The following is a 22788-nucleotide window of genomic DNA, read 5'->3' as shown; positions in this document are numbered from 1 at the left end:
ATTATACTTCCTCTGCAAATCCCTTTTCTAATCTGACAAAAATCAAATAACCAATAATCAATAATACTGCACTTGCAAGGAACACACAACCTAATAGTAACATATCCGGTGTTCGATGATATAGGAAAATATCACGATAACTATTCATAATGTGAGTTAGTGGATTTAGATTGATCAATGTTAAAAATATTTTAGAAGCGTTCGTAAATTGAGCTAAACTATACAAAATTGGAGTACCATAAAATAGCATATTCAATACAAAGGTAACTATATACTCGGTATCCTTGATATATATATTAATTGCACTCAGCGGCAAAATTAATGCTAGAGACAACATTGTCTGTATAATAGCAATAATCGGAAGTAAAATCAAATGCCAGCTTATTCCAATTCCGTTGATCAGTACAAAGAATAAGACTATCAAACAGGATATGAAAAAGTTAATCACTCCACTTATCGCTACTGAAAGCGGCAGAATTTCTCGGGGGAAATAAACTTTTTTAATGATTCCTGCATTTGCTCGAATCGATGTAGTGCCTGCCTGTACTACAGTTACAAAAAAGGTCCATGGAATTATACCTGTTACTAGATAAATCAAATAATTATCAATGACATTTCCCATTAAATATGGAAACACAATTGCATACACTAAAACAGACAGAAGCGGATTGATAAAAGACCAGAGAATACCCAGCGCGGAACCCTTATATTTTCCTCTGATTTCTTTACGGATACTCGTCTTTAAAAGTTCTTTATAGGAAATAATTTCTCTTAATCGATTCATGAAATCACCTGATTCCCCTCTATTTTTATTTGGATTCTGTCTTGAGTAATTATTTTTTGATCAAAATTATTATATAGAATAGCATCAATACTATGTAGTCCGGTATAATTATTTAATTTCACCGGGCAATACCATCCACATTTAGCATTCGGAGCCGCACCACCGTACATATCATGATAAGTCATCAAAACATCAGGTCTGCGCTCTCGCATTGCGGTGGCAATTTCCATTCCATCTAAATAAATTTTTAGTGTGGTATTTGCAATATTACACAATGCCCAGCCGCGTACCATCAAAGGTTCTGATACATCCACTACTATTTCATTCATAAGCGGCTCATCAAAATGGATTTGGCCTTCCACTTTTTCGACTGGACCTGTTTGACTGCTGTCATGATCCTCTATCATTTTATCAAGATAATGGTCGATGACATCAGCAGGATCGCCATCCATCGCAACTTCTCCATTATAAAGCCATATTGCTCTTCCACAAAGTCTCCTTACCGTATCAAGACTATGAGAGACGATTACAATGGTTTTATCACTATCCCGTAATTCAACCAGCTTAGAAAAGCATTTATCCTGAAAATGCTGATCACCTACAGCCAATATTTCATCAATTAACAAAATTTCAGCGTCTACGTTAATCGCCACTGAAAAAGCGAGTCGCATATACATTCCTGAAGAATATGTCCTTACAGGATTATCAATAAATTCTCCAAGCTCTGAAAAAGCGATAATATCTTCCATGCGATTTTCGATTTGTTTTTTTGATAAGCCAAATATAGCAGCATTAAAATATATATTTTCCCTGCCGGTGAAATCAGGGTGAAAGCCTGCACCTAATTCTAACAATGATGTTAACTTTCCATTTGTTATAATAGAGCCCTGATTAGGATATAAAATTTTAGACATTAATTTAAGCAAGGTTGACTTCCCGCTGCCATTGCTTCCTATCAATGCAACTGTTTCACCGTGCTGAATATTAATATTTATATTCTTCAATACATGATGAACTTCACTTTTTGATTTGTTCCAGAAAATCAAACGTTCTTTTAACGTATTTGGTTTATCAAAAATTCTTTTGAAATTTTTAGACATTTGTATTACCTGGATTGCAATATCGTTCATAGTTACCTCCTGCTACTTAAACCAATTAATAGTAGCATATATTTATGTCCTTGTTAATCATATCTTTTTAGTTTAACCCTTTTAAATAATCATTTCAAGTATCGATAACTAACTGTTAATAAAAGAATCCCCGCCCCGTCAGTAATTGATTCAACTTTAACTTAAGCAAATCGAAAAATGATCTTTGTCTGTAAGTATTATAAAAATCAGCATAGACTTGCGTGTTTGGCATCTGTTTTAATACATCAATGCAGGCTTTTCGAACTGCGTCAGTTACAGTATAAGTACTCTCTTTCATTATGAAAGGACAATTCAGTACGATAAAATCATATGGCAGACGTTCAAATTCACGATTTACATTTAACATTTTTCCTAGATATAGACTTTCTATACAAAAGATTCTAAAGCTGAATCCTTCATGCTTCAAAAAACGTGATAGTCTAAATTCAAATTCAGATGTACATTTTATACTGTCAATTCCATTACCAAAAAAAGATTGAAATCGATTATCATGAATAATGGCTTGATTAAAAAACAGAAAATTACTTTTTAAAATACATTCATTCTGATCCGTCTGCATGCCATATAAAGCTAGTGCATCACAGCTGTCATCCATTGTTTGAATTATTTCTTCAATTGGATAAACAGGACCGAAACATGAATTGTCCATTAAAACCAATTGATCATAATCAAACAGATTAATAGTCGATAAATGTTCACGCCAAATTTCAAAAGATTTATGCTTTTTCAAATGCTCTGCGTATACTATTTTTTCTTTTGCAAATTGAGGATCCACATTTAAATGCGAATAATCTGTTGCAAAAATGATGGTTTCAAAGCTGTCACTTATTTTTTTGATTGTTTCGATATCCATGTCCAAGAAACCATTTTTTTTCAAGCTGCTGTATATAAGAAGACGTTTTTTATTCTTCATCTCTTCTTTCTTCACAGTAATTGCATTATGAACAATCTCATAATCATATCCGTTTCCATTAACAAGATAAACCCAAATCCGTTCAATTGCATGAGCTGGTGTAAAATCAATTTGTCCATTTTCATCCGGAAAATCATATTGACTCCAATCTAATTCAAATATTTGATGCACAGCATTTGATTTTGCCCAAAACATCGTACCAGCTGGAAATATCGGTTCATCTGGTAATGTGACAGCTATTCCCATATCCGCCAATAAAGTTTGCGTAGTATCTTTGGTTCCATTCCATCTTGCTGCCAATTGTATTAAAGGGTAAACCTCTGGCATTACTAATCCTAAATGTTCATCTTCCTCCATCCGGCTGAATAATTCGCAAAGATGTTGGGTACTGCCAAATAAATTCTGATACAAATGATGACGCCAAGCGTCTCCCCATTCAACAGTTTCAGATTTTTTTGTATGCAAGTGACATATATAGTCATAATTTTCAATGAAGGAACCTACTTGCTTAAGAAAAGGGAGCACATCTCTGCCACGATTTTCATATACATCAACCTTATATTGCAAACAGTGATCAATCAACTCAATTTTACTTTCGATAATTGCCTTTTTCTTTTCGCTATCAGTGCTGATCCATAAATCATACGAAAAAGGCATAAAGTTCAATGATTGAATAATTTCATCAAGTATATCAATGAAATATACATGTATCTGTATAAGTATCCGTTTATTGAAAGACTTCACGAATCCCTCATGTATATTACTAGTATGAATCATAGTTAAATCATGCCTTATTTGCTTGTTATAATAGTTACTCATAGGTTCCTCCTATTCCCAAAGATCTATTAATTTTTGTATATAATTTTCAAATTGCAAATTTAACACAGCATAATTTCTTGCTGTATTTGTCATTGTTTCAATTTCTTTTGAATTTTTTAACGACTGTAGTGTTAAATCAGCTAATTTCACTATATCAAACCTGGATATAAGAAATCCTCTGCCGTCAGCTAATAGAGAATCTGCACCCCCAGCATGTAAAAATGCAAAAACAGGCACCTTATTGAAAACTGCATCAATCATAACATTAGGAAATGGATCTTCTCTGGAAGTTAACCAAAAAGCACTTGCACTTTTAACCATACTATTATAACTATTTTCAGGTAATAAAGGAATAAATATAAAATATTTTTCAAATCCAGCTTTTTGTATTTGCAATTTCAGCCAGTAATAGAGTTCGGTGTCTTCATAATCACCTATCCATACAAACTGATAATCTCTTATTCCTCGCTTTAATATTTCAATTGCCGCTGAGCAAAATAAATCCGTTCCTTTCCTCAATGAAAATGTTCCCAATCCCAGGATATATTTCTCGGATACCAAAATTTCACTCGCCCTATCAGCATTCTCTTTTTGAAAATAACCCTGCGGATAAATATAGGCATTGGATGTTTCACCGTAAAGGGATTCAAAATCCTTTTTCACACATTCTGCAGGAAAAACGACTGCATCAGAATAAAGCCTGATATCTTCACCATAGCGTCCGAAATTATAATGCTCAATAGACGTCCGCATTTCATGGATGAGAGTAATTATTTTAAAACCTTCAGTTTTAAATATCTTTGCAATATTTCCAGATATAATCGTATTCAGAAGCACTCTTGAATACCCGATCTGATAAAAGGCTCGAATAAATGTTGAAAAAATATCACGTTTGGATTGCTTTAAGCTTTTCTTTTCAAATAAATCAGTTAATACAAAAACTGGTATTTTATCTTGTTGCAGCATATGGAGCAAGATACCGCCATTTTGCGCTAAAACAATAACTTGCTCACCGCGATCAATAAGACTTCTTGCTATATTGCATACTAGAATAGGTGCACCAGTTTTTGTTAAATCATGTGATACCAGCACAATACCATTTCCCTTTATACATGAATATTTATTTAAAATAGCCTCGCGGCAGTCAGTTTCTGATATTAAGGGAATTATTTTTATGTGAAAGCTTGCAAGATCAATTATGTGTTCGCATGGATCAAATCTTATAAATTGCACAGTTTCATGAAAGAATATTACCCCTTCATACATTTTATTTGAGTTAACAGAAATCTTAACTGTATTTTTTTGTGTGAAATTTTCATCAGATGCATAATAGACAAATATAACTTCATCTTCACTAAACTGTTTATTCATTTTTAACTCTAAATAGGCTTGTTGAAAAGGAGATGAAAATTGGAAGATAAAAAAAGGATCATCAGATGTTGTCCGCCAAGAACCATTTCTTAATACGACATTTTCTGTTTTCAATAGTTTGCCGTATTTTACATCAAAGGTATTCATCACAGCATCCGGTGGTATCTGATCTTCTTTTACATGTAATTTTCTCATGATATTCTTCATATATGAATTCACCTCGCACCCCATATACAATCCTTATTTTTTATAAAATTGCTAGAACATCTCCGAAAAAGGATGTAACAGAGTAATATTTTATTAAGTGTGTAAAAAGTCCTCTTCGAATTAACCGAAAGAATTTCCGTTGTTCTACACACTCCACTCTTAACTTCATAAATTCAAATCTCTCAAGAGCTTCTTTTTTATTATGAGTATACAAGTCTCTATCTTTCAATAGAAAATCAAGCGCTTTCTTTTCTTCCTTTAACACTTTTGCTCTATTTTCTACACGATATTTTTTTGATTCCTGTGCTTTTCCGTCAATTACATAATTTAAACCAATCGCATTATTGGAATGAATCCGATAATGAATCAAAGACCGATTATAAAAATAAAAACCATTTTGTCCAGCAGCCAGAAGGGCAAGCTCCCAATCATGTGGAAGCATATTCTCTGTCAATTTTACGTATTTCTTTACAATTGCAGAACGCATGGCCATACAGCATCCCTGACTTATATTTTTCTTCATTAGTATGCTCAGCGGCACTGAAATGCAATCATTTTCATCTACTTTAATATCCAATAAACCATGATTACTCTTATCAGCATGCTGTTTTACTTCAAAACCTTTTCCATTTTCATCTATAAACGAAAAGCTGTGACTTATCATCAAAATTTCATCATGTTGAAAGAATTGAACAACTTCCTCAACCTTTTCCTGATTCCAGATATCATCCTGGTCACAAAGAAAAATTATATCACCGCTGACCATTTGAAGGCCTTTTGTAAAATTTTTTCTATATCCTATATTGACGCTATTTTTAATTAGCATCCAAGGAAGATCGTGATCACTAATATAAGTTTCTATAATGGGAACTGTATGATCATGAGACAGATCATCCAAGATTATTACTTCATCAAGATCATACGTTTGTTTTCTTAAGCTTTCCAATTGCTCATAAATATAATGTTCTCCGTTATAGGTTGTCACAACAACTGATATTTTCATAAATAATCCTTTCTACTTCATAAATTTAAGCAAAAAATATTTCAAATATTCATATGCAGGATTCATGGTTGTTGAATATTTACAATAATCTTTTTTTGATTTCTTTATAACTTGACGCACATCAAAGAGTGACATCGTTTTAAACTCAGTTCTGATTTTCCAAAATTCAATAAAATCATCGACTAAAGTTTGATAATTTCTATCCGCATTATGAGCTATTAAATATTGTTTTAAATCTAAATAACCAAATAATAGACGTTCTCCGTAGTTATCTACTTTACCACATGAAATTCTCCTTTTCAATTTTACAAAACGTTCACAGATACCTTTATCCACTCCGACTAGATTTTCTCCATGCTGTCGATAATAAATTAGTTTTTCCGATGAAATATATATTCCATTATCACAAGCAGCAATATAAGACAACCATTGATCATGCAGCATATGCTTTGAAAAAGGTAGTGCCTTTTCGTAAAGTTCCCTTCGTATTGCCATTGTGGCCCCTGTAACAAAGGGCTTTTTCAATACTCTGTGAAAAATATCATCTTGATCTTGCGTTTGATTAAATCCTATTGATGAATATAAATCACCCAGCACATTTTTATCATTGTCAATCAAGACAGCATTTGTACAAACTAAACTGACATGATCATCTTTTTGAAAATAAGACATAATAACTTCAGTTTTATTTGACATCCAAATATCATCCTGATCGCTGAAAAAAATGATATCCCCCTTGGTCAATTTCAGTGCATTTAAAAAATTATTGCACACGCCTCTATTTGAATTCTTAACAATTCTATATGAGATGCTCTGTTGACACAAAAATTGTTCAGCGATAAGAAGCGTGTTATCCTGTGAAAAATCATCTGATATGATCAATTCATCAACTGAAATAATTTGGCTGCAAATACTCTTTAGTTGTTTCTCTATATATTTTTCGCCATTATATGTACATAAAACCACAGAAATTTTCATTCATCGATCTCTACTTTCTATCCTGCTGCTCATCCAAATATTTTAAAATTTCCTTTAAAGAATTAATACTGTGCTTGTAAAAAAACTGATTCTTTTTACGGGATTTTTTAAATGCCTGATTGGTAGAAGCATCTTCATAATGAAGTATTTTAAGGTTTGGATTATAAATCATTTTGAGTGACTTGGCCTGACATTGGAAAAACAAAAATTCCTCTTCTCGGTACATAAAAGTGCGATCATTAAAACCATCGAAATTCTTTATATATTCGGGAGAAAATACTAAACAGCACCCATTTAATAAAATGCCCTTATGTACTTTAAATATTCCAGGATCAAATTCCTTATTCCTAACTTTTCTATCATGCCTACGATCAAGAAAAAACATGATCATATTCCGAATAAAGAAATAATTTAATATCACAAGTAGTCTCTGCTTATATAAATCATATATAACTGTTTTTCTTGTAGGTATTCTATACTCAACTTTGTAAAAATCGTTATTCGGCAGACAAATTAAAGGTCCCATTACTGCAAAATGACTTTCTTCATAATTATGATAGACTATTTCACAAAAATCATCTTGAATCATTTCAGTATCATTATTCAAAGCACAGATAAAATCAGCCTTTAATTGATTTTTGCAATATTGAAATCCAATATTATTACCTCTGGCAAATCCTAAATTAGTTTCTGACAACAATACTGTAACTCGATTATCTTCGCAAAAATGCTCTTTTAATTGAATTCCGGTACCGTTTGGAGAACCATTATCAACTACAACGATCGCATAATTATCAGTATCCACTAATTTTTTTATCGATGCGATACAATTCATTGTTTCATCTATCACATTATAGTGTAAAATAAGAAAACACATTTTATATGTATTCATACACAATTCCTTTCAACTAAATGCGCTCAATTATTTCTGCTAATTGATCGCAGAAAAATTGATTATTTGCCTTATATGGTTTAGGTGTAAATTCATTATTTTTCATTATTTCTTCTTTCAATCCATTTACAGAGAGGGTACCCTGAATATAACCGTAATTTTTAAATTCCTGAACAATTTCTATCTGATGATCATTTTCATGTTCATTAAATTCAACTCTTCTAGGCACCGCAATTACCTTTTTATGTTGTAGAAGAGCATTTAAAATTGCTCCAACTCCCCCATGGGTAATAATTAAATCTGCCGATTTTATATAGTCATTAAATTGATCGATACCAATAAAGTCCATCAACTTCATATTTTCTGAATAGTATTTTGTATGGCCTATCTGGGCTATGACTGAATCAGATATTACTCCATCATTTATTAATCGATCGATTTCTTCAAGTAATCGCACAAAACCTTTATCTTGTGTCCCTAATATAACAAAAATCATAGATTAAACTCCTAAAATATCCATCCTAAGTAAATAGCCTTAGGGTATAATTCGAGCATGCTTTCCCATTGAACAATGAAACAATCTGCTATTGGATAAATAAATCTACCCGATAATGTTTTAGTATGGATATTAGCAAAGGTTTCAATGAAAATAACTTTCTTTTTAAAAAAGTGAGCTATAAAACACATAGGTACAGCTGTATGAGCACCAGTTGATATAATAACATCAGGTTTTAATTTAAAATACAGATATAAACTCCTGATACAATTTATAGGAAAAATGAATAAATATGTCAGTAAATTATGCTTAGTGCCGTACATTAGAAAGCTCATCTTTTTTTTATAAATATCTTTAAGCGGAATATTTGATTTTGTGTACTCCGTTATAAGATGATAATCATAATGATCGAACAGTGTATGTAATTGCAGCAGTTCTGATAAATGGCCACCTGTACTGCTAATAAAGATAATTTTCTTCAAATGCAATCATCCTCTCTTCAATTTATATCTATTATAACATGATTCAAAAGAATACACTTAAACTTTCCCTAACATATCTATCTGCCAAATCACATTAAATAATCATTCATTTTTAGATGCTGCAGACTTTTTCATGATCGCCTTTATTGAAAGGATTACCAATAAACAAAAAGGCGATCATTCAATCTGATACGCCTTTTCAAGTTACTTTTCAAAAAGCATGAACATACGCTTTATTGGATCAATTAATATTGATTTTATTCAACTTTTGTATGTAGAAATCTTCTAATTCATTTGCAATCTGCATAGATATTCTCTTGCTGATGCACGAATAGCTCTTTGATTTCTCAACCGATTTAATAAACGCAACTAACTGGTAACGTATTCCCTCTCCATCTAATTGATAAAAATAACGTTTATTATTTGTGGAATCTTCAAATCGAATTTCAAAGTAATCCGTTTTCCACCAAGGTGCTGGTACATAGATATATCCTTTTGTTCCGGATATGATCAGCTCACCCTCTGATTTGATACCCTTTGCAACCTTTATAGAAGCAACTGCAGTCGGATATATATAATCAATTTTTGTAAAACGATCAAACATTAGTTTCTCATTTACCAAATTGGAAACAACATTTTTATAGGAATATTCAGTTCCCAGTAACTGAAAAATCGGCAGCATAGCTGTAGGACCCCAAGAACACATGCTGTTCCATGTATTTTTTAAACTCTTTTCATCAAGATTATCGATTTCCCGTAGACTAGTACAAGTAGCTTCAATCGAAACCAATTGTCCAATTATGCCTGTCTTCGCCAATAAACAAAGCCGTGAATAAGCGGTAGAATACGCGGTTTTCAACGATTCCATAAATATACAGTTTTCAGCTTCAGCAAGTGCGAATAATTCTTGCGCTTCTTCTTTTTTCAGTGATATTGGAGATTCACATAAAACATGTTTACCTAGTGAAAGCGCCTTCTTAGCATATACATAATGAGTTTCTGGATGAGATGCTATATACACCGCATCGCAGCGATCCAGTAAGCTATCAAAATCATCAGTAATAAACGTATCATCATTTAGATGAAAATCAGCTAAAGTTATTTCCTCACCGCAAATACCAATAATATCAATTCCGTTTACGAATTTACATTCTCTGACAATTTTCGTTAAGAGATTTTTTTCTCCAATGATACCAAGTTTCAATTCTCTTTTATCTGATCTAAGTTCTGAACTAGATATACCTTCCGTACGATCTAAATAAACTACCTCACAATACTCATTTAAATAGTCAAATTTCCCAACCCAATCGGATCCTACAGTAAATATATCAATTTCATGACGGATGATATCATCTATTTTTTGTCCCTCATACTCTTCAACAATAATTTCATCAGCCAACCCAGTTGCATATACGGATTCAATCCTTTCAATCAAGGATTGCTGAACATTTATTTTTCCTCGAGTTTTATCAAAATCATCTGCGGTCACACCAACAATCAAATAATCACCTAAAGCCTTCGCACGTTCCAATAGCCGGATATGTCCATAGTGTAACAGATCATAAGTTCCATAAGTTATTACTTTTTTCATATGCTTCCCTAAATTATCTTTCTTTTCTGCATATCCAAAAATGCATTGATGAGGGTTTGATTATCTTTTTCATTCAGTGCTCCCAAATGACCGATTCTGAACACTTTTTCGGATAAATCGCCTCCATTTGGACAAACCCATATTTGATACTCATCTTTCAAAACTTTAAATATATTTGTTGCAGATGCAGTTAACGGATGCAGTGGTGTAACTGCGTTTGACAAAGATTCACTAAAAATTTCAAAAGGCAGATTTTCTATTTTCGACCGGAAGTCTTCTGCTAATTTTTGTGTACGAGCAATTTCCGAATCAACCCCACCATTCATTTCAATGTTCTTTAATCGTGTATGAATCTGTCTAAGGATACCAACTGCCGGAGTAAAAGGTGTTTGACCTCGTTCCGCATTCTTTAGAGCGGATTTCAAATCTAAGTAAAAGCTTTTACTTTCAATTACTTCAATACGTTTCTGCGCTCTTTTGGATAACACAAGAACTGATACACCCGGAGGACAAGCCAAAGCCTTTTGCGATCCAGTTATAAGAACATCGATTTTCTGTTCATCCATATTAATTGGATCAGCTAAAAAAGAACTGATCGCATCTACGATAAAAAACAAATGATTTTTCCGACAGAAATTACTGAGCATCTCCATATCGTAAAGTACACCGGTAGAGGTTTCATGCATATTGACCAATAAGGCAGTATAACCCATATTTTCAAAAGCACTCAAACGCTCCTCCGTTAACCTTCTTCCATATGGAATTGTTAATTCTGTAAAAGGAATTTGATGCAGTTGACATAAGTCACAAAATCTCTGCCCAAAAGATCCACCGTTAATAATTAATACTTTATCCGCTTCAGATAGAGTATTCATTACGGCTGCTTCCATGGCCGCAGTGCCTGATCCCGTCAGAAAAACAGCTCTTGAATCTTCAGAAGCATATGCGTATTTTTTTATCAATCTCTCATTCTCCAGCATAATTTCTGAGAATTCAGGTGTCCGAAAATATGGTACTTGTTCATATCCTACTTTCTGAATACTCTCATCGCTTGTAACTGGTCCTACTGTGAAATTCAACATATAGTCCTCCCGTTTTATTTTCGATTTTTTAAATTCCATATGAATACTTTTTGGCGGTTTCCCCATATATATTTTTGGAATAATAATTTAATAGAGGGCTTTTGAGCCCATTTTTTTACAATTTGACGGTAATTCAATTCGTCATTCATTAAATCTTTCATGAATAATTCACGGGCAGGATTGTATTCAATATTCTTTCTTAATGGTGACTGGTATTTTAGTGCAGTGTCAAAATCCAATTCATGTCCGTATAAGTATTTTTTCGAATTTTCCAAAAGCTCCCTGCCTTTTGAAGTATTTGCTAAAATTAGAGATGCTCCTTCATTATTCCCGTATAAATCAGGACAATAAATATGCACGCCCCATAAGTCTCCTAATGTTATATCTGCAAGCCGATCAGGAGATGTAAAAGGACAGTGATAACATGATGGCCGATTCATAAGATGACTGAGCCAAATTGACCAATAAGGATTAAACCATCGATCCTTTTTGAATCGCTTCCCATTTTCAAGTTCTAGCATCATTACCTCAAAATCCCACTTATTCTTATCTTTATATCGATAATCTACGAATGAGATTTCATTTCCATACGTTTTCTTAATATCTGAATTCATTTTCTTCATATAAAGAGGTGAGGGTACACCTTCACAGATCACCTCAACAGTTGTCAAGTTCGTTTGATCAATATTCATCAAAAAACTCTTTAGACCAGCAATTTGACAGGGAGTTCCTGAAAACAAAACATTTTGTTTATCCAACAAAAATTCACGTACTTTCTTATACATATCATTCATAGAGCTTTGCGAATATTTAGACTTGCGAAATCTTGCTGTATCTTCGACAGTAAATGAAAAAGAATGATTTACACGTAATCCATGTGCCTCTGCTCCGAAAACTACATAGCCTGTTTTATGCCAAGCTTTAACGATCGCACTGAAAGCTCCTCCAGAAGTGCTGTCTTCCTTTATGTGCTTATCCTTTAAAAATCCACCAAAAGCTATTTTTTCATCTCTATTTTTAGAAGGCATATTTTCATATGGACATACTTTGTGACATAGATTACAATGTATGCATTTTTCATTATTAATATGTGGATAGCGAAAACCTTCCTTGTCCGTTATCATTTCTATAGCAGAATGACCGCAAATCTGGACACATGCCTCACAGCCAAAGCACTTTACTTTTTCATGATCAAACAAATAACCATTCATTACTGCTCACCTTGATAACCGTTCTCCAATTCATAATTCATAAATTCAAGCGCTTTGCTACGAGCTTGTGCAATTCTTGCATGTACATCTGAGTAATCAATTTCATTCGCTGTTCCTTCATCACCAGTTACCAACAGACGATCTTTAATCCCAAACAATTCCAATAATTCTTCAATTTTTGTATCACACTGTTCTCGTGAAAATACATAGAACGGTTTTTTGAACTGGACACTGAAAATCATGCCATGATAAGAATTTGTAATTACACATTCAGCATATTTTACCAAGGACAAGAATTCCTGAACACCAGCTTCATAAAACATTTTATGTTTCTGGCTATTCACTGCACGCAAACTGATTTCTATAATTTTCCAGCCATTTTGTTCAGCTAATTTAACAGCATAGTCTTCCATTGCTTTATTATACCTTCTTGCATAAAGCAGCAGATATTTATCATTTTCTTGTCGATTATCAGTGATTACATCATAATCACTTGGTTCCAATAATAGAGTTGGATCAATAACTTTTTCTACAGGTATTGATGTATGCTCACGTACGTAATTCAGCATTGCTTTCTCCCGCAAACCAATCGCTTTAAAATTTTGAAGTCTTTGATTCAAAACATTATAATCCTGTTTTGAAAAATGAGGATCTCCAAAACTAGCTGCAAATGCAACACTATAACCATTTTTCATACATGGATAATTGGCATAAAAACCATCGTCAAAACCAAATTCATCTATGCAAAAAATGGTATCACTGCCACATACAAAACCTATTAGCTCTTCTTCTTCAACGACATCATTGAAATTAGCTTTCGTGTACTTTTTCTTTGATCTTTTGAATTCATGATGATAAAAATGATCAAATTTTTTATAATTTATTCGTATGGCAGGCAAACTTAATTCACACATCATTCTCGCTTCTTCATTGGAATCCCACATATGATCCATAGGATTCAGTGGATCCTTGTCCTTTAAAATTTCAGGGCAGTAATCGATTAGTTTAGATTCCCATCTACCGTTTCCTATTTTATCAATAGCCTTACTCATTGCCCAGGATTGTAAAGCAGATCCATAATTAGTGAAGTTGCAATGTATATTATAGCTAATAATTCCAAAAAATTTCATATATATTTCTCCTTTATAATCTTGCAAAAAGAATCTCCTCATATTAATAACCAAGAATAGTTCATTCCCAGTTGAATATGATTTAAGATACGGCTTTAGTATACAATATTATTGGATTTTTAGAAAGCTTTTCAACATATGTTTATAAAGTATAGAATATGTTTTTTTATTCTAAAAATGAAAGCTTTATTAAATGTATGCATAAAAAAACCTCCTCATTGTATGCTCAATAAGCTGCAATGAGAAGGAACTTACATTTATATAAGATACTAAATTAACATATACTACGAATTGCCAGCCATTTCCTTAGTTTCCCTATCAACCTTTTTTACATTATCACTGGCTGTATAATCTTTGCCATATATGTTTTTATGCATTAATTCTACTTCTCCAGTAAAGTCTTTTAGTACATAATGCGGTCCAAATCCATATAGGTATAAAGATTTCAAAATAGAATCATATCCGCCTGATGGAAATTGGTACTGCTGAATATCGCTTAAATCAAAAGACAGCAATTTTGTAGCATAATTTTTAATCGTGCCATTTGATACATTTGTTTCAACAAATGGTAAAATTTTATTAATAAAATCAAGTAATTTTAAAGGCGATTCCCCTTTTATAGAGCCGACAATTGCATTAATTACATTATTCTGACGTTGCATACGCTCATAATCACTGTCGATTTTTCTTATTCGCGAATATGCTAAGGTTTGGGATCCATTCATATGATAGACTCCCGCAGACCCTAAATTCATATAGGATGCCTCGCTTGATGTAAGATTTATATCTACACCACCTAAAATATCAACAATTTTTTCAACTGAATCAAATGAAAATTTCACATATTTTGTAATATTCATATCAAAATTATAGTTTAAAGCGGCCAAGCTGCCTTTTACACCATTATATGCATATGCATGATTCAATTTCTCATAACGGCCTTTCAAAGGAAGGAAAACCAAATTATCTCGCTGTACAGATGTAATTTTTATTTTCTTCTCATTAAAATTAAGTGAAATAATTTTTATAACATCTGACCGCGTACCATTCCCATCTGACTTATCAATACCCAATAAAGCTATATTTTCAGTATCATCATCAAGTGTATTAGCTTTTACATCTTTTTTACTAAATTCTTCTTTTTGATCCATCTTATTTAAAATAGAATCTACATATAGATTGGCCCCGGCAATGCCTCCGACCAGCAGCACAATGATAACAGATAAAATGATAATTAATCTTTTTTTTGCTTTTTTGCTCATATAAATGCCTCCTAAATTCTAACCTATTATACATTCATTTCTTAGAAAAGGATAGCTTTTCTATCTCTTTCATGCCTAATTGACAGATTATAAATGCTATATTTCTTACTTTCAACGTTTATGAAAGAAAAAAGGTGAGTTATATGAAAATTTATAAAATAGTTCACGAGTAGAAGTATAAAATAAATATTTAACTTCTTAATCCCTGTATCATAATATCAGAAATTCCGTGTCAAAAAGCTTCTATTACTTGAAAATAAGTATTAAAAAAGCCCTTTAAATAGGGCTTTACTCGCATATGGAGCAGATGAGGGGAATCGGACCCCCGTATCAACCTTGGCAAGGTTGTGTTCTACCATTGAACTACATCTGCAAATGGCGGTCCAGATGGGACTTGAACCCACGATCTCCTCCGTGACAGGGAGGCATGTTAACCACTACACCACTGGACCAATTGCTAGGTTATTATATCATAACAGATACAAAAATCAAGTATAAATTTCACTTTTTTCCCGGCGTTTTCAGCCGCCGAAAGATGAGATTTTCAACAAGCTTTTTTATAAAATAGATGGCGGAGAAGGAGGGATTTGAACCCTCGCGCCAGTTTCCCGACCTATACCCTTAGCAGGGGCACCTCTTCAGCCACTTGAGTACTTCTCCATCTGATCTATTTTGCTATTAGTGCCTGTATATAATATCATGTTTCGCATACCTTGACAAGTACTTCGTTTTACTTTTTAAATCCTGTAAAAACGATAAAAAACACGGCATATTTCCTGCCGTGTCAATCACTATCCTATATATTCAAAGAGATCCTGATCGCCTGATCAACTTTATCCAGTGTTTCTTTATTTAGGGTGCAAATCCATTGTCCCAATCTTTTTTTATCGATCGTTCGAAGCTGCTCGCAAAGAATCATCGATACATAACTCAAAGCCTGATCACTGAATATCACATGGGTGGGAATTGGCGGTTTGGACATTTTTTTTGATACTGGTGCAATGATTACGGTTTTAGAGTAGCGGTTTCCTTTGTCATTCTGAATGATCACTACCGGACGTACACCGCCCTGTTCGCTTCCCACTACCGGAGAAAGGTCCGCATAATATACATCACCTCTGCGGATCATCACTTCATCACTGCCACCTGCATGCTGGCGATGACGCTCATCATTTCCTCCGGTCCGAGATCATCGCTGAATACAGTATATTCAATGCCATTTTCCACAACACTCATTCGATTACCGTCATAAAAGCCAACCAGATCCAGCATATCTACCATACGGCCTGGCATCAATACGGTCTGTGTTTCATTTGGTGCTTTGGCAATTCGCTCAACTACGGTAAAGTTTTTATCTCCTGTATATTCCAATACATGACGGGATTCTCCCTCAATATCCATGACTGATTTTCCGGACAGCTTGCTTTCAAATATCTCCATTGGATATAACGGCAGATCCGCATCCGTAATAGTAGATGAGGATGTCTTCGCTTCCAGCTTCGACGGTGCCTTGAAATAGTTCTTGCCAAGCTTACCATTATACTGGACTTTATTAAAGACAATCTTCAGTTCGGGACTATTATCCTTATTGAATATTTGAAGCCACTGAACCTTAGCCTTTTTATCAAACATCATTTCTTCCTTAACGAAGTTTTTATTATTTGGATATACAACCTTGGATGTGATTAAATAACCATCCTTTTCCTTGGTGATCTTCGCTTCATCCCCTTTTACAATATCTGCCATGGATTGAAGTAAATATGGCTTAGGGGAATTCATCGGCCAATCACCTTCAAACTTAAATACTTGATTCAGGCTTGGTGTTATTACAAATACACCTTCCTCATTGCGCAGAATGATCTGCTCCTGATTCAGTGCCTTATCATACAGCGACACCTTGAAAAATTCATTTTGATCCTGTTTCTGATAGCCGACCTGCACTACATAGGTTTTTACATCTTCTCCCTTGGTGATTTCCATATCACCTTCCAGTAAGTAAGTATCCATATCTTTCATTGTTTTTTCAAACTTTTTATCGAAAGATGCCGGTTTTAATGCAAAACACAATGCAATTACCAGCACGAGGACACCGATACCTGCTATGATCTTCGCTTTCATATCGATTCTCCCTTCCTATTCACCTTAATTTATGCTTGTCGAATTTCAGAAATGCATAAACCCGAAAACATTTCATAAGTTAGAAGGGGTGATCGTATGAATAAGCTGCAGATAATTTGTCTTTGGTTCTCGGTTCTTACCGCATTGAATTATGCCTTTCATGTGTTGCTGGGCTTTCCGATGCTTTATGCTTGGATAAAGGAAGACACATGGATTCAGTATCTTTACGCATTAGCAGTCGGCATTTCTGCCTTTGTCAATATCACTTTATTATCAAAGTCAGACTAAAAAAGGCTAGTTGAACTTTTACCGTTCATACCAGCCGCTTTTTTACATATTCACTTAAATGACAGTAAAACCAATTTCCGTAATCACCTGACGAGCAACTCTCGCCATATCAGCACCGCCGTTTACGATGACTGCTTTCTGATCTAAATTCACTTCAAAATCAACTCTTGTATCGCTTAACGCATTTTCAATTTTCTTTGCGCAATTTGCACAGTTCATATCCTGTACCATAATGATTGTTTTCATATTGCTCACCTCTGTATTATTATACCATGGGAGATGAAAAATTATCATTTTTTTGATTTTATCCTTCACGAAGCCAATCATTGTTTACGAAAATAAAAGCTGCCATTACCCCATTGGCACTTAACATCTCAATTTCATCACAGACGCTCCATAACCCAATCGTATGTTCATCAAAGCATCGTACTCTTCCAATAAAGCAGCGATAGTCATGGATAACGTCAGAGGGTATCGGGTACATCTGATGTTCGATATCATCAATCAACAATGAGGAATCACCTTTCGATAAGATTTCGATCAAATCTTCACGCGTACATGTATCTTTCAGCTTTACCTGAATGCTCATGCTGGCACCGCGCATTGAGGCAATCCACACACAGGTTGCATAAACCGGTACATCGACCCCAAATACCTGCTTATACTCAGTGTCCAAATGTTTTTCACTGCACGTGAAACCCTCCGGTGTAAAACAATCGATCTGCGGCAGCGGATTAAACAGCACCGGAAGATGATTCAAGGCGTCACGATACGGCATATATTTGGAATCGAAACTTTCCTCATGTAAATAATTTTGCATCTGCTCCTTAAGCTCCTGACACGCATCAAAATCTGCTTTAGCAAGGGACTGATATGTTGAAACAGTTATTGACTCAACCTGAAAATGCTCCTGGAGCTTTGCCAGGCTTTGAATCAGCTGCAGTGATTCCATCTGCGGCAGCTTTACGTAATGTGTATTTCGCTGAATGCGATTTCCATTCACAGCAGGTGCGATACAAATTTGATCATCATTGGTATCCGCCCACATATCAATCGTGATACAGCCCGCAGCAATACCCTTTTCAATCAGCTCCTTATGCTTTTCACATCGGCAGCAGATAAACAAGATTTCATTTTGTGCGACTACACAGTCGATATCTTCACATTGAGACGGATCATCATTGCGGTAAATCTGAATGACATCTGCGGGAAACCGCCAGCTTTTCAACCGATTTAAAATGGCACCCGTCAGCAGGTTATTCTCGCCGATGATGCCGATTCTGCATTTCTTCATTCTTTCACCCTTCTATCATGGTGCCGCTGCTGCTTGAAAACGTACCTTTCAAAAAGATCGTTATATGATTCTCCTTAGCAAAGGTAACACACCGTTCATGCAGGACACGCGACTTCATATTCAACATTTCATCATAAGTCAATACATCATATTTTACGGCAAATTCATGGATTTTCGGATCCAGATCATAGACTCCGTCTACATCAGTATAAATAGAAACACTGCTCAGTCCCATCATTTTCGCGAATAAAACAGCACTGTAATCACTGCCCCCGCGTCCTAACGTTGTCACTTCCTTGCTGGCATTGATACCGATAAATCCACCGACTACAATAACATCATATTCATCCAGTTTCGATTTTATTTCTTTATTATCCAATTTGATTACTTTCGCATAGTCATAATTGTTATCCGTTACTATCCCGCATTCCTGAAACGGCAATGCATAAGCCTTAACTCCCATCTCCAAAAGCTCACTGCAAACGCGTAAAGCGGACAGCTGTTCTCCCATTGAAACCAGACTTGCCCGTTCTGAACTGCTCAATTTATCACTGCCCATTGATAATAATGTATCGGTGGCATAAGCATCAGGATATCGTCCCATTGCGGAGACCACAACAATTAATTTAAAACTCTCTACATCATGAAAGATATGTTTATAAACATATTTTCTGGTTGCTTCATTCCGCAGAGAGGTACCACCGAACTTCAGAATTTTTACCTCCATGAAGATACCCCCATATTCTTTATAAACTATGTGATGATGGGAAATTAGTATGGGCATATAGCCTAATTGATTGGTAAACAAGCAAAAGCAGCTGCCAGACTGACAACTGCTTGATAAATATAAATATGAGTGAATATACGGCAAGTAATTATTGCTGAAGCGTAATTTGGAAAATAATGAATTCTCCCGGGCGCATTGGTGCCACTCCAATCTGAATCACAATGCGGCCGTTTTGAATATCATCATCAGTCATAGTAGATCGACCGATCATGACGTAAAATGCTTCGCCCGGACTGGCGCCTGTCAGCGCCCCATTACGCCATACCTCTGTCAAAATTAATTGAATAGTGGAGGTCAATCTCTGCCAAAGTTGTTCATCATTTGGTAAATGAAGCGCCCATTTGGTGAATTTTTGGATAACCTTTTGTAAATAAATCAAAAGCCGCTGAATATTTATGTATTTAAAATCGCTTTGTGATGACATCGTACGGGCACCCCAGACCAAACAGCCTCGTCTTGGAAAAGCGCGAATTAAATTAATCCCTTTCGGGTTCAGTTTATCTTGATCTGCTGCGTTAAAGGAAACGGATAGATCTGTACAGCTGCGTATTGTTTCATTAGCAGGAGCCTTATAAAATCCGCGCGTATTATCCGTAAGTGCATATATACCGGCAATCGCTCCACTTGGCGGCATATAATTATACTTTTTCAGTAAATGGTCAAACATCAACAGCCAAGGATGATAAATCGCTGCATTAGAAGAATCAAAATGATTACGATACGTCAGCAGAGCCGCAGCAGTTTTCATATCAACGGGAGCATCAATGATCGCGAAGCAATTTCTTTTTTCACAATAGGAGATCAGTCCATCTAAGACAGTTGGTATCGTGACTCCCGGCATAGTCAGCTGCGTGACTTCCTCAATATCCTGAAAAGCAGCCAGACCGGTACTGTGTCCATCCGGTTTGTATGTACCTAAAAATGTATCGGGATTTGGTTCTCCTTCCACACGCATGACGTAACAAACATCACCGCCGTTATAGAAAAACATCTCCACTGCATAATACAAAAAACGATATTCAAAATCAGTTCCCAAGGGTTCTCCGTATATTCTGGTAAATTGAGAAATCGAAGTAAGGCGGGTCGGCTGCCCTTCTATCGGCCCCCGACTCGCATATCCGATAAACCCCGCTGCCGATATATTCACATCTTCTATTTTAGAAAGCTGTATTTCATCAATCTCTGGAACTTCATAATTTTGCATGTTTCTTCCCTGCTTTCTTTTACTGTTTTAATAAACGCATCGCTTTTTCATTTAGTTTTTCATAAATCGGCAGCATATCCGGTTCGCTCACATATTGATTAATTTCTTCGATAGGAATCCACTTAACGCCTTGATTTTCATCCGGCTTCATAATTAGTTTTTCATGTTCATCCGCTTCTAAAAGATAAGTAATATTGGCATGCTGATGCGAAGATATCGGATTGCCTCGCTTGATATGACGCCATACCGGCAGAATATCCAAGGCCAGTATCTCTTTACTTAAAACCTTACATGATTGTATACCGGTTTCTTCCTGTGCTTCTTTCAAAGCAACATGTAATAAATCTGCATCGCCATCTGCATGCCCTCCGGTCCATCCCCAGGAATCATAAATATTATGATAGACCATCAGCACCTTATCATGAGAGGAATTGAAAATCCAGCCGGAAGCAGTCAGATGAATCAGCTCATTCTTTCGCAACAGCATATCATCAAATATATCCAGATATTTCAAAATGACTTTACGGTCCTGTTCCTCCTGTTCATCCCAAGGATGATATGCTTCAATTAACTGTTTCACATCCACAAGTGTTTTCATATATCTCCCTCACTTTTCAGCCATTGTACCGCCGCATCGCGATAAATCTTTAAAGCGGTCGGAATCGCATATTTTGTTTCCATTTCCGCAACGCTCACCCAAGTAAAATCTTCACATTTTCCCAAATCCTCACACAAAATTAAATAACCGTTCATATGCCATTCCAAATGCGTGAAAATATGCTTTGCCGATGTGAGCTTGATCATCTTATCAATCACATATCCAGACTGCATCAATTTTTCCTGAATCTGATTGCGGGTTAGATGATCTTCGTACGCCATAAATTCATATAAGGACGCCAGCAGTCCTTCCTTTGGTCGCTGCCGAACAGCTATTTTATGCTTATGAATCAGAATGAGAATCGTTTTTTTCTCAATCCGGCGGCGCGCTTTGGCTTTTTTTATCGGCAGATAATGTGCTTTTCCCTCGCGATATCCATGACAGTGTTCGGCCAGTGGACAGATGTTGCATCGCGGTGCGGCATTGGGAACACAAATCAACGCTCCGATTTCCATGACTGCCTGATTAAACTCATCCGGATGGTCCTTCGGCATTAAATCCTGAATGATCATTTGGAATTTACGTTTGGTTTTAAGTTCTAATATATCATCCTCGCTGACCATCAAACGGCTGAACACCCGCAGGACATTACCATCAACCGCCGGCACCGCCTCGTGAAAAGCAATAGAAGCGACCGCTCCCGCTGTATATTCACCGATTCCCGGTAAATTCAGCAGCTCCTCATAGCTTGCCGGAAGCTTGCCTTTGTGCTTTTCAACACACACTTGTGCACATTTTTTCATATTACGCACCCGATTATAATAGCCCAAACCTTCCCATAGCTTATGAAGCATATCATCATCAATCACAGCCAGCGATGGAATATCCGGAACCGCAGATAAAAAACGTTCAAAATAAGGCTTTACTGCTTCGACGCGTGTTTGCTGAAGCATAATTTCCGATACCCAGACGCGATACGGTGTCGGTTCACTTCGCCAGGGTAATACACGAGCATTTTCCCTATACCAGGTCAACAAATCCTGGATCCATTTTTCCTTATTAATTATTTCCATATCATCACTCAATTCACATGTATTATAACACGATTCGAGAAATCCTCGGGATTG

23 protein-coding genes and 3 tRNA genes are annotated in these 22788 nt (G+C 35.3%); 1 reads left to right on the top strand and 25 read right to left on the bottom strand.

Going from position 1 to position 22788, the window contains the following annotated elements:
* Position 1 precedes the first annotated feature (1 nt).
* From GSF08_RS03425 to GSF08_RS03335, 19 genes are all read right to left on the bottom strand, one after another.
* The gene (locus tag GSF08_RS03425) at positions 2-784 is read right to left on the bottom strand and encodes an ABC transporter permease (protein WP_160624417.1); all 783 of its coding nucleotides are present in this window, start codon (positions 782-784) and stop codon (positions 2-4) included.
* Positions 781-1914: an ABC transporter ATP-binding protein gene (locus GSF08_RS03420; RefSeq protein ID WP_160624416.1), complete on the bottom strand. Its 1134-nt coding sequence runs from the start codon at positions 1912-1914 to the stop codon at positions 781-783. Before GSF08_RS03420 ends, GSF08_RS03425 begins: the two co-directional genes overlap by 4 nt.
* Positions 1915-2029: 115 nt before the next feature.
* Positions 2030-3667, bottom strand: coding sequence for a rhamnan synthesis F family protein (locus GSF08_RS03415; protein ID WP_160624415.1), 1638 nt, complete (start codon positions 3665-3667; stop codon positions 2030-2032).
* A gap of 9 nt (positions 3668-3676) precedes the next feature.
* Positions 3677-5245 (bottom strand): glycosyltransferase family 4 protein, encoded by a 1569-nt coding sequence (locus GSF08_RS03410; protein ID WP_160624414.1) that lies wholly within the window; start codon positions 5243-5245, stop codon positions 3677-3679.
* Positions 5246-5285: 40 nt separating this feature from the next.
* Positions 5286-6248, bottom strand: a complete 963-nt coding sequence (locus GSF08_RS03405; RefSeq protein WP_160624413.1) for a glycosyltransferase — start codon at positions 6246-6248, stop codon at positions 5286-5288.
* A 12-nt stretch (positions 6249-6260) separates the two neighbouring features.
* A complete protein-coding gene (locus tag GSF08_RS03400; protein ID WP_160624412.1) occupies positions 6261-7226 on the bottom strand; it encodes a glycosyltransferase family 2 protein in 966 nt (321 codons plus the stop codon).
* Positions 7227-7236: 10 nt separating this feature from the next.
* Positions 7237-8118: a glycosyltransferase family 2 protein gene (locus GSF08_RS03395; RefSeq protein ID WP_160624411.1), complete on the bottom strand. Its 882-nt coding sequence runs from the start codon at positions 8116-8118 to the stop codon at positions 7237-7239.
* A 16-nt stretch (positions 8119-8134) separates the two neighbouring features.
* On the bottom strand, positions 8135-8614 hold the full coding sequence (gene pssE / locus GSF08_RS03390) for a PssE/Cps14G family polysaccharide biosynthesis glycosyltransferase (protein WP_160624410.1): 480 nt from the start codon (positions 8612-8614) through the stop codon (positions 8135-8137).
* Between the two features lie 11 nt (positions 8615-8625).
* Entirely contained in the window at positions 8626-9096 is a 471-nt protein-coding gene (gene pssD / locus GSF08_RS03385; protein ID WP_160624409.1) for a PssD/Cps14F family polysaccharide biosynthesis glycosyltransferase, read from the bottom strand.
* Between the two features lie 241 nt (positions 9097-9337).
* Positions 9338-10687 (bottom strand): Gfo/Idh/MocA family oxidoreductase, encoded by a 1350-nt coding sequence (locus tag GSF08_RS03380; protein WP_160624408.1) that lies wholly within the window; start codon positions 10685-10687, stop codon positions 9338-9340.
* A gap of 8 nt (positions 10688-10695) precedes the next feature.
* Positions 10696-11769, bottom strand: a complete 1074-nt coding sequence (locus GSF08_RS03375; protein ID WP_160624407.1) for a pyridoxal-phosphate-dependent aminotransferase family protein — start codon at positions 11767-11769, stop codon at positions 10696-10698.
* 14 nt (positions 11770-11783) lie between these two features.
* Entirely contained in the window at positions 11784-12980 is a 1197-nt protein-coding gene (locus tag GSF08_RS03370; protein WP_160624406.1) for a Coenzyme F420 hydrogenase/dehydrogenase, beta subunit C-terminal domain, read from the bottom strand.
* Positions 12980-14110 (bottom strand): polysaccharide pyruvyl transferase family protein, encoded by a 1131-nt coding sequence (locus GSF08_RS03365; protein ID WP_249805839.1) that lies wholly within the window; start codon positions 14108-14110, stop codon positions 12980-12982. The genes GSF08_RS03370 and GSF08_RS03365 overlap by 1 nt, the downstream gene beginning before the upstream one ends.
* A 284-nt stretch (positions 14111-14394) precedes the next feature.
* A complete protein-coding gene (locus GSF08_RS03360) occupies positions 14395-15372 on the bottom strand; it encodes an LCP family protein (RefSeq protein ID WP_160624405.1) in 978 nt (325 codons plus the stop codon).
* Positions 15373-15671: 299 nt separating this feature from the next.
* Positions 15672-15745 (bottom strand) — tRNA-Gly (locus GSF08_RS03355).
* A gap of 3 nt (positions 15746-15748) precedes the next feature.
* Positions 15749-15824 (bottom strand) — tRNA-Asp (locus tag GSF08_RS03350).
* 117 nt (positions 15825-15941) lie between these two features.
* Positions 15942-16032, bottom strand: a tRNA-Ser gene (locus GSF08_RS03345).
* A gap of 136 nt (positions 16033-16168) precedes the next feature.
* Positions 16169-16501 carry a type II toxin-antitoxin system PemK/MazF family toxin gene (locus tag GSF08_RS03340; protein ID WP_160624700.1) on the bottom strand — a complete coding sequence of 111 codons (333 nt, stop codon included), beginning with the start codon at positions 16499-16501 and terminating at the stop codon, positions 16169-16171.
* Positions 16501-17490 (bottom strand): LolA family protein, encoded by a 990-nt coding sequence (locus GSF08_RS03335; RefSeq protein ID WP_160624404.1) that lies wholly within the window; start codon positions 17488-17490, stop codon positions 16501-16503. The genes GSF08_RS03340 and GSF08_RS03335 overlap by 1 nt, the downstream gene beginning before the upstream one ends.
* A 96-nt stretch (positions 17491-17586) precedes the next feature.
* Here GSF08_RS03335 and GSF08_RS03330 point away from each other — a divergent pair, with 96 nt between their 5' ends.
* Entirely contained in the window at positions 17587-17778 is a 192-nt protein-coding gene (locus GSF08_RS03330) for a hypothetical protein (protein WP_160624403.1), read from the top strand.
* A gap of 54 nt (positions 17779-17832) precedes the next feature.
* On the opposite strand, the gene GSF08_RS03325 is transcribed toward GSF08_RS03330, so the two are convergent.
* The 6 genes from GSF08_RS03325 to mutY form a co-directional block, all read right to left on the bottom strand.
* Complete coding sequence (locus GSF08_RS03325; RefSeq protein ID WP_160624402.1) at positions 17833-18024, bottom strand: heavy-metal-associated domain-containing protein; 192 nt, start codon at positions 18022-18024, stop codon at positions 17833-17835.
* Between the two features lie 58 nt (positions 18025-18082).
* A complete protein-coding gene (locus GSF08_RS03320) occupies positions 18083-19072 on the bottom strand; it encodes an Asd/ArgC dimerization domain-containing protein (protein WP_160624401.1) in 990 nt (329 codons plus the stop codon).
* A gap of 4 nt (positions 19073-19076) precedes the next feature.
* Positions 19077-19799, bottom strand: coding sequence for an amino acid kinase family protein (locus tag GSF08_RS03315; protein WP_249805837.1), 723 nt, complete (start codon positions 19797-19799; stop codon positions 19077-19079).
* A 148-nt stretch (positions 19800-19947) separates the two neighbouring features.
* Positions 19948-21063: a phage tail sheath family protein gene (locus GSF08_RS03310; protein ID WP_160624400.1), complete on the bottom strand. Its 1116-nt coding sequence runs from the start codon at positions 21061-21063 to the stop codon at positions 19948-19950.
* 19 nt (positions 21064-21082) lie between these two features.
* Positions 21083-21661, bottom strand: a complete 579-nt coding sequence (locus GSF08_RS03305; protein WP_249805835.1) for an NUDIX hydrolase — start codon at positions 21659-21661, stop codon at positions 21083-21085.
* On the bottom strand, positions 21658-22734 hold the full coding sequence (gene mutY / locus GSF08_RS03300) for an A/G-specific adenine glycosylase (protein WP_160624399.1): 1077 nt from the start codon (positions 22732-22734) through the stop codon (positions 21658-21660). Before mutY ends, GSF08_RS03305 begins: the two co-directional genes overlap by 4 nt.
* Positions 22735-22788: the final 54 nt, after the last annotated feature.

The sequence above is a fragment of the Copranaerobaculum intestinale genome (genome assembly GCF_009831105.1).
Classification (GTDB): domain Bacteria; phylum Bacillota_I; class Bacilli_A; order Erysipelotrichales; family Erysipelotrichaceae; genus Copranaerobaculum; species Copranaerobaculum intestinale.
The sequence above is the reverse complement of the archived record's forward strand: the minus strand, read 5'-3'. Positions and strand labels throughout refer to the sequence as shown.

Coding starts and splice junctions, on each gene's coding strand:
- GSF08_RS03335 (WP_160624404.1), bottom strand. CDS start 17,490: ATGAAAGCGAAGATCATAGCAGGTATCGGTGTCCTCGTGCTGGTAATT.
- GSF08_RS03375 (WP_160624407.1), bottom strand. CDS start 11,769: ATGTTGAATTTCACAGTAGGACCAGTTACAAGCGATGAGAGTATTCAG.
- GSF08_RS03420 (WP_160624416.1), bottom strand. CDS start 1,914: ATGAACGATATTGCAATCCAGGTAATACAAATGTCTAAAAATTTCAAA.
- GSF08_RS03365 (WP_249805839.1), bottom strand. CDS start 14,110: ATGAAATTTTTTGGAATTATTAGCTATAATATACATTGCAACTTCACT.
- GSF08_RS03360 (WP_160624405.1), bottom strand. CDS start 15,372: ATGAGCAAAAAAGCAAAAAAAAGATTAATTATCATTTTATCTGTTATC.
- mutY (WP_160624399.1), bottom strand. CDS start 22,734: ATGGAAATAATTAATAAGGAAAAATGGATCCAGGATTTGTTGACCTGG.
- GSF08_RS03415 (WP_160624415.1), bottom strand. CDS start 3,667: ATGAGTAACTATTATAACAAGCAAATAAGGCATGATTTAACTATGATT.
- GSF08_RS03310 (WP_160624400.1), bottom strand. CDS start 21,063: ATGCAAAATTATGAAGTTCCAGAGATTGATGAAATACAGCTTTCTAAA.
- GSF08_RS03320 (WP_160624401.1), bottom strand. CDS start 19,072: ATGAAGAAATGCAGAATCGGCATCATCGGCGAGAATAACCTGCTGACG.
- GSF08_RS03380 (WP_160624408.1), bottom strand. CDS start 10,687: ATGAAAAAAGTAATAACTTATGGAACTTATGATCTGTTACACTATGGA.
- GSF08_RS03370 (WP_160624406.1), bottom strand. CDS start 12,980: ATGAATGGTTATTTGTTTGATCATGAAAAAGTAAAGTGCTTTGGCTGT.
- GSF08_RS03305 (WP_249805835.1), bottom strand. CDS start 21,661: ATGAAAACACTTGTGGATGTGAAACAGTTAATTGAAGCATATCATCCT.
- GSF08_RS03395 (WP_160624411.1), bottom strand. CDS start 8,118: ATGAATACATATAAAATGTGTTTTCTTATTTTACACTATAATGTGATA.
- GSF08_RS03425 (WP_160624417.1), bottom strand. CDS start 784: ATGAATCGATTAAGAGAAATTATTTCCTATAAAGAACTTTTAAAGACG.
- GSF08_RS03405 (WP_160624413.1), bottom strand. CDS start 6,248: ATGAAAATATCAGTTGTTGTGACAACCTATAACGGAGAACATTATATT.
- GSF08_RS03410 (WP_160624414.1), bottom strand. CDS start 5,245: ATGAAGAATATCATGAGAAAATTACATGTAAAAGAAGATCAGATACCA.
- GSF08_RS03340 (WP_160624700.1), bottom strand. CDS start 16,501: ATGATCCGCAGAGGTGATGTATATTATGCGGACCTTTCTCCGGTAGTG.
- GSF08_RS03330 (WP_160624403.1), top strand. CDS start 17,587: ATGAATAAGCTGCAGATAATTTGTCTTTGGTTCTCGGTTCTTACCGCA.
- GSF08_RS03325 (WP_160624402.1), bottom strand. CDS start 18,024: ATGAAAACAATCATTATGGTACAGGATATGAACTGTGCAAATTGCGCA.
- pssE (WP_160624410.1), bottom strand. CDS start 8,614: ATGATTTTTGTTATATTAGGGACACAAGATAAAGGTTTTGTGCGATTA.
- GSF08_RS03400 (WP_160624412.1), bottom strand. CDS start 7,226: ATGAAAATTTCTGTGGTTTTATGTACATATAATGGCGAAAAATATATA.
- GSF08_RS03315 (WP_249805837.1), bottom strand. CDS start 19,799: ATGGAGGTAAAAATTCTGAAGTTCGGTGGTACCTCTCTGCGGAATGAA.